Source organism: Nostocoides australiense Ben110 (assembly GCF_001050535.1).
Classification (GTDB): domain Bacteria; phylum Actinomycetota; class Actinomycetes; order Actinomycetales; family Dermatophilaceae; genus Nostocoides_A; species Nostocoides_A australiense.
In genome coordinates, this window is the sequence record NZ_HG764815.1 from 1,893,358 (window position 1) to 1,899,758 (window position 6,401).

Sequence of the window (6,401 nt, forward strand, 5' to 3'; positions counted from 1 at the left end):
CGGCGCCGAGGCTGCGGGCCCACCCGGGCAGGCGAGCGGGCGCGTTCGCGGTGGCCGGCCCGCCCGCATCCTCAGCGAGAGGTTCAGGTTGTGGGATGGGGGTGGCCGGGGCCGGGGACGGTGGTGCCGGGTCGCCGTGCGGGCGTTCGATTCGGAGCCGGTAGCTGGTGTCGAAGGCGTCGGTCCATTCGAATTTCCACGGGTAGCGTCCGGCGCCGAAGTCGAAGAAGTCCGCCTCGCCGGTGGCGATGAGGTCGTCGAGGATGTCCAGTTGGAGGGCCTTGCCGAGCCGGTATGCCGCGGCGTCCGGGTGGTAGGCGCTGGTCCAGCTCAGCAGGGTGTACCGGTGCCGGAAGGTGGAGCGAGCGGCGAGCAGCCGGCCGTCGCCGGTCTCGTAGCAGTAGGTCATCGCCCCGGTCTCGGTTGCGGCGAACAATGCCTGATAGTGCCCGAGCCGCGCGGGGGATTCCGACCACGAGTGACGTTCGGAGCGGCCGTGCTCGGCGACGAGATGCTCTTTCTCCAGCCGGTGCAGTCGAGCGAGCCGGTCGAGGATGCCGTCCGTGTCGCCGGGGTGTTTCGTGAACCGCAGGCCGAGTTCGCGTACGGCCCGGGCGCGGTATTTGCGGGCCTTCTTCGGCACCTGTGCCGGGGTGGTCAGCCCCCGCAGACCGATGACGGGGTGTTCGACGCGGTGCGCGAAGTGGGGGTTCAGGGCGGGGTCGGCGAGGCAGTGGGCGGCGAAGGGCGACCCGCGGCGGATGTTGTCCAGATCCAGCAGGTCCCAGCCGGGCAGGTCGAGCGCGGCCGTGATCAGTGACCGGTAGACGGTGGCCGGCGGCAGGCTGGGGGCGGCCACCGGCCCCATCCAGTCTCCGTGGCCGGCGAAGCGAAGGACCCGGCGCGGATTCTTCCCGCCACGGGTCTCGAGGGCGAGGGGCAGGATGCCCACCGTGGCGCCATTGTGCGTGGCCACGATCACCCGCAACTCGACACCGGTTTCGCGACCGAACGCTTCCCACCAGGCGCGGCTGGCCGCCCATGTCGTGTAGAACTCGCTCGCGGGATCCCGCCGGTCCAGCTCCTGCCACACCTCGCGGACCGCGTCCAGCTGCGCTGTCGTGCGCAGGATCTCGCTCTCCACTCAGCGGCCCCTGCGTCGTGGTCGCGGAACGCGCAGTTCCACGGTCCGGCCGAGATCGGGGAAGTGGAGCAGGATGCTGCGGGGGGCGAACCCGAGCTTGGTGTACGACGCGATCGAGGCCTGGTTGCTGTCGGTGATCGTCGTGACCGCTCGCCGCGCCCCTGCGGCCTTGGCGGCTTCGAGCCGGGCGATGATGCCGAAGGCGTGCACCCCCTGGTGCCGCCGGGCCGGAATCGTCGCGTCGTCGAAGAAATACACCTCGTCCGCGCCCAGCCGCAGCGTGTGATGGATCCGGGAGTTAGGGCCAGAACCGCGGCACGTGTGCGCCCACCCGACCCACGACCCGTCCCCGTCCTTGATCAGCCACACCTGTTCGGCGGTACCCAGCCGTCCCAGCAGGACCTCGCGCTTGCGGGACGAGAACGTGCGCGGCTCCCGGGCGTGAAAATCCTCCACAGCGGCCGCGTCCGCAGCAACCAGCGTGCGCCCGACGGACCGCGGCGCCGGAGGGATGTCCTCCAGGTCACGAGAGTAGGTACGCAAACGTTCCACCCGGAACCGCTTCATACGCTCCCCAACCTCTCGCCGGCTCCCGGCGTTCGGGCACCCATAGTGCCCCACGCGAGCGAGGCGGCCAAACGCGCGCTCGCCCAGCGTCATACCTTGCGCAGGCGGATGCGCTCGACTTTGTGGTGCCGCCCCTTGGTCAGCACCAGGGTGGCGCGGCCGCGCGTGGGCAGGACGTTCTCGACGAGGTTCGGTTCGTTGATCTTCTTCCAGATCCCCAGCGCGGTCTCACGCGCCTCGTCGTCGGACAACGCGGCATACCGCCGGAAGTAGCTGTCGGGATCGGCAAAAGCGGTGCGGCGCAACCGCAGGAAGCGCTCGACATACCAGCGCTCGATCTCGGCCGGGTCGGCGTCGACATAGACGGAGAAGTCGAAGAAGTCGCTCACGGCAAGGGCATCGGTGCGATCCGGTGCCGGCTGGAGCACGTTGATCCCCTCCAGGATCAACACGTCCGGCTTCGGGATCGCGTGCATGTCGGGCAGCACGTCATAGGTGAGGTGGTCGTATGTCGGTGCCTCGACCAGCGGCATACCCGACTTGACGTCGGCGACGAAGTGCAGCAGGGCGCGCCGGTCGTAGGATTCGGGAAAACCCTTGCGCTGCATCAGTCCTCGCCGCTCCAGCTCGGCGTTGGGCAGCAGGAATCCGTCGGTCGTGACGAGTTCGACGCGCGGCGTGTGCGGCCAGCGCGACATCAGCTCTTTGAGGATGCGGGCGGTGGTCGACTTGCCGACCGCGACCGACCCGGCGACGCCGATGATGAAGGGCACCCGCGAGGGCCGCTCGCCGAGGAACTCCGACGTCGCGAGCCGCAGTCCATAGGTCGCCTCGACATAGAAGTGGAGCAGCCGGGACAGCGGGAGGTAGACCTCCTCGACCTCCTGCAGATCCAGTGGATCCCCGAGGCCCCGCAGCCGCGTCAGGTCGTCCTGCGTCAGGCTCATCGGGTGCTCCTCGCGCAGGCGCGCCCACTCCTGCCGGTCGAACTCGGCGTAGGGGCTCGGCAAGCCGGCGTCGGAGCGGGTCAGGGGCACGGCGCACATTGTTGCGTATGCCGCGGGGGGCGGGGCGTCGGGCCCCGCCCGGGCGTGCGAAGACCGGTGCGTGGCTCCCGGGGGTGGGCCGGACGCGGCCGTAGGCTTGCGAGCTATGTGTGGAATCGTTGGGTACGTCGGTCCGAATGTCGACGAGAAGGCCCTCACTGTCGTCATGGAAGGGCTGGCCCGGCTCGAGTACCGCGGCTACGACTCGGCGGGAGTCGCGCTGGTCACCGAGGACGGCATCGAGGCCGAGAAGCGGGCCGGCAAACTCGAGAACCTCCGCAGCGCCCTGGATGCCCACCCCCTCGACGGTTCCCGCACCGCCATCGGTCACACCCGGTGGGCCACCCACGGTGGCCCGACCGACGGCAACGCCCACCCGCACCGCGGCGGCCAGGACGACAAGCTCGCCCTGATCCACAACGGCATCATCGAGAACTTCCACTCCCTCAAGAAGGGTCTGCTCGCCGCCGGTGCCCAGTTCCAGAGCGAGACCGACACCGAGGTGGCGGCCAAGCTCGTCGGCGCCGAGTTCGACAAGACCGGCGACCTGACGACAGCCATGCTCAACGTCGTCCAGCAGCTCGAGGGCGCCTTCACCCTGCTGGCGATCCACGCCGACCAGCCCGGCGTCGTGGTCGGTGCCCGCCGCAACAGCCCGCTGGTCGTCGGTCTCGGCGACGGCGAGAACTTCCTCGGCTCCGATGTCGCCGCCTTCATCGGCTACACCCGCCAGGCGCTCGAACTCGGCCAGGACCAGATCGTCACCATCACCCCCGACGGCTACAGCGTGATGGGCTTCGACGGCCGGCCCGCTGAAGGCACGCACTACGAGGTCACCTGGGATGCCGCGGCCGCCGAGAGGGGCGGCTATGCGACCTTCATGGAGAAGGAGATCAACGACCAGCCGCACGCCGTCGCCGACACCCTCCTGGGCCGCACGGACGAGTCCGGCGCCCTCGTCCTCGACGAGGTGCGCATCAGCGAGGAGCAGTTGCGGGCGGTCGACAAGATCACCGTCGTCGCCTGCGGCACCGCCGCGTATGCCGGCATGGTCGCCAAGTACGCCATCGAGCACTGGGCGCGCATCCCCGTGGAAGTCGCTCTGGCGCATGAGTTCCGGTATGCCGACCCGGTCGTCGACGAGCGCACTCTCGTCGTCTCGATCAGCCAGTCCGGCGAGACGATGGACACCCTCATGGCCGTCAAGCACGCCCGTGAGCTCGGCGCGGTGACGGTCTCGATCTGCAACACCCACGGGTCGACGATCCCGCGCGAGTCCGACGCCGTCCTCTATACCCACGCCGGGCCCGAGATCGCCGTCGCGTCGACGAAGGCCTTCCTCGCCCAGATCACCGCCGCCTATATCCTCGGGCTCTATCTGGCCCAGCTGCGCGGGGGGTCGTATGCCGAGGACGCCCAGGCCGTCATGCGCGACCTCGCCGACATGCCCGCGAAGATCCAGGACCTGCTCGGGCGGATGGACCGGGTCAAGGAGATGGCGGAGTTCATGGCCGACACCCGCTCGGTGCTCTTCCTGGGCCGCAATGTCGGCTACCCCGTGGCGATGGAGGGCGCGCTCAAACTCAAGGAGCTTGCCTATATCCATGCCGAAGGCTTCGCCGCCGGCGAACTGAAACACGGCCCGATCGCCCTCATCGACGCCGGTCAACCGGTGTTCGTCATCGTGCCCAGCCCCGATACCCCCCACGACCTGCACAAGAAGGTCGTCTCCAATATCCAGGAGATCCGCGCCCGGGGTGCCCGCACCCTCGTCATCGCCCACGACGGCGACGAGGACGTCGAGCCCTTCGCCAGCGAAGTCATCCGCATCCCGGCGTGCCCGCCGATGCTGGCCCCGCTGCTGGCTATCGTCCCGCTGCAGGTCTTCGCATTGCAGCTGTCGACGGCCAAGGGCCTCGACGTCGACCAGCCGCGCAACCTCGCCAAGTCCGTCACTGTGGAGTAGTGCCGCCGGGTGCGGGTCGCGTGGAATGATCGGCACATGATCGTCGGAGTCGGAATCGATGTCGTCGATATCGCGCGCTTCGGCGAAACCCTCACGCGCACACCGCGTTTGAAAGAGAGACTCTTCACTTCGGCTGAGCGGGAACTGCCGCTCGACTCCCTTGCCGCGCGCTTCGCGGCCAAGGAGGCTCTCGCGAAGGCGCTCGGCGCTCCCATCGGGCTCGACTGGCAGGACGCCGAGGTGCATCGCGGCCAGGACCGCCGGCCGCACTTCGAGGTACGCGGCACCGTGGCCGCCCGCCTCGCCGAACTCGGGGTGGCCACCATCCATCTGTCCATCTCCCACGACGCGGGCGTCGCCTCCGCCGTGGTCGTCTGCGAGGGAGGCGCGTCGTGATCGATGCCTACGCCGTCAAGGATGTGTATGCCGCGGAGGAGGTCCTGCTCGCCGCCTTGCCGGAGGGTGAGTTGATGGCCCGCGCCGTGGCCGGACTCGCCGAGGTGGCGCGGGTGCGGCTGGAGCAGGAAGGCGGCACCCGGGTCGTCGCGCTCGTCGGTCCGGGCAACAACGGCGCCGATGCCATGTATGCCGCGGCACGCCTTGCCGGCCGCGGATTCGCCTCCGCCGCAATCTATCTCGCCGACCGCGTGCACCAAGGAGCCGTGAGTTCGGCGATCGCCGCCGGGGTCGTCCTCAAACCCGTCACCCCGGACAGTCCGGCCGACGCCGTCGATCGGTGCCTCGACGAGGCCGACCTGGTCATCGACGGGATCGTCGGCATCGGGGGCCGGCCCGGCCTGCCGGAGTTCGCCCAGCCCTGGGTCGCCGCCATTCCCGACGATGCCTACGTGCTGGCCGTGGACCTGCCATCGGGCCAGGACCCCATGGGAGACGCAGCGGACGCCTGCGGAGTCTGGGCCGACGAGACGGTGACCTTCTCCGCGGCCAAGCCGGTGCACCTGTCGCCGGCGACGGAACCCGCGTGCGGGATGCTGACCGTCATCGACATCGGGTTGGACCTCGTCGCCGACATCGGCCCGGAGCAGGCGGCCGTCCGCCGCGTCGAACGCGCCGATGCCGCCCGCCTGTGGCCGGTCCCCGGCCCTCGCGACGACAAGTACTCTCGCGGCGTCGTGGGCGTCATTGCTGGGGGCGAAAAATACACGGGCGCAGCGGTTCTCGCCGTCACTGCGGCCGCCAACGCCGGCGCGGGGATGGTGCGCTATGTCGGCACCCCGACCCCTGACGCGCTCGTGCGGGCGGCCGTTCCCGAGGCCGTCCACGGTGTCGGTCAGGTGCAGGCCTGGGTGGTCGGGCCCGGTCTCGATGTCAAGGCCCGGCACGCCGGAGCCAAGGCGCAACTCGATGCCGCCCGCGAGGCCCTGGCCGGGGACGTCCCGGTGGTCGTCGATGCCGGGGGGCTGGATCTCATCTCCGGCCCCCGCGCCGCACCGACGCTCCTCACCCCGCATGCCGGGGAGTGCGCCCGGCTGCTCTCCCGGCTGCGCGGCACACAGGTCACCCGCTCCGACGTCGCCCACCACCCGCTCCCGTTTGCCCGCGAACTCGCCGATCGCACCGGCGCCACGGTCCTGCTCAAGGGCGCCTGGACGATCGTCACCCGGGCCGACGGACCGGCATACAGCCAGAACGACGCACCCTCGTGGCTCGCGACCGC

At 70.0% G+C, this 6,401-nt stretch carries 6 protein-coding genes; 3 read left to right on the forward strand and 3 right to left on the reverse strand.

Annotation, left to right across the window (positions count from 1 at the left end; all coding sequences use genetic code 11):
* The 3 genes from BN11_RS09145 to coaA all read right to left on the reverse strand — a co-directional run.
* On the reverse strand, window positions 1–1,144 hold a 1,144-nt coding region (locus BN11_RS09145; RefSeq protein WP_048696867.1), incomplete at its 3' end, for a GNAT family N-acetyltransferase.
* Complete coding sequence (locus BN11_RS09150) at window positions 1,145–1,696, reverse strand: GNAT family N-acetyltransferase (RefSeq protein ID WP_157044056.1); 552 nt, start codon at window positions 1,694–1,696, stop codon at window positions 1,145–1,147. It lies immediately after the preceding gene.
* 104 nt (window positions 1,697–1,800) lie between these two features.
* Window positions 1,801–2,757: a type I pantothenate kinase gene (gene coaA / locus BN11_RS09155; RefSeq protein WP_048696875.1), complete on the reverse strand. Its 957-nt coding sequence runs from the start codon at window positions 2,755–2,757 to the stop codon at window positions 1,801–1,803.
* A 106-nt stretch (window positions 2,758–2,863) separates the two neighbouring features.
* On the opposite strand from coaA, the gene glmS reads away from it, so the two are divergent.
* From glmS to BN11_RS09170, 3 genes are all read left to right on the forward strand, one after another.
* Window positions 2,864–4,723: a glutamine--fructose-6-phosphate transaminase (isomerizing) gene (gene glmS, locus BN11_RS09160; RefSeq protein WP_048696878.1), complete on the forward strand. Its 1,860-nt coding sequence runs from the start codon at window positions 2,864–2,866 to the stop codon at window positions 4,721–4,723.
* Between the two features lie 36 nt (window positions 4,724–4,759).
* A complete protein-coding gene (locus BN11_RS09165; protein ID WP_048696880.1) occupies window positions 4,760–5,119 on the forward strand; it encodes a holo-ACP synthase in 360 nt (119 codons plus the stop codon).
* The coding region (locus BN11_RS09170) for a bifunctional ADP-dependent NAD(P)H-hydrate dehydratase/NAD(P)H-hydrate epimerase (RefSeq protein ID WP_048701128.1) at window positions 5,116–6,401 on the forward strand (1,286 nt) is incomplete at its 3' end. The genes BN11_RS09165 and BN11_RS09170, both read left to right, overlap by 4 nt.

Bases quoted from the DNA above. Each gene is read 5' to 3' on its own strand.
- glmS (WP_048696878.1), top strand. From the start codon at position 2,864: ATGTGTGGAATCGTTGGGTACGTCGGTCCGAATGTCGACGAGAAGGCC.
- BN11_RS09165 (WP_048696880.1), top strand. From the start codon at position 4,760: ATGATCGTCGGAGTCGGAATCGATGTCGTCGATATCGCGCGCTTCGGC.
- coaA (WP_048696875.1), bottom strand. From the start codon at position 2,757: ATGTGCGCCGTGCCCCTGACCCGCTCCGACGCCGGCTTGCCGAGCCCC.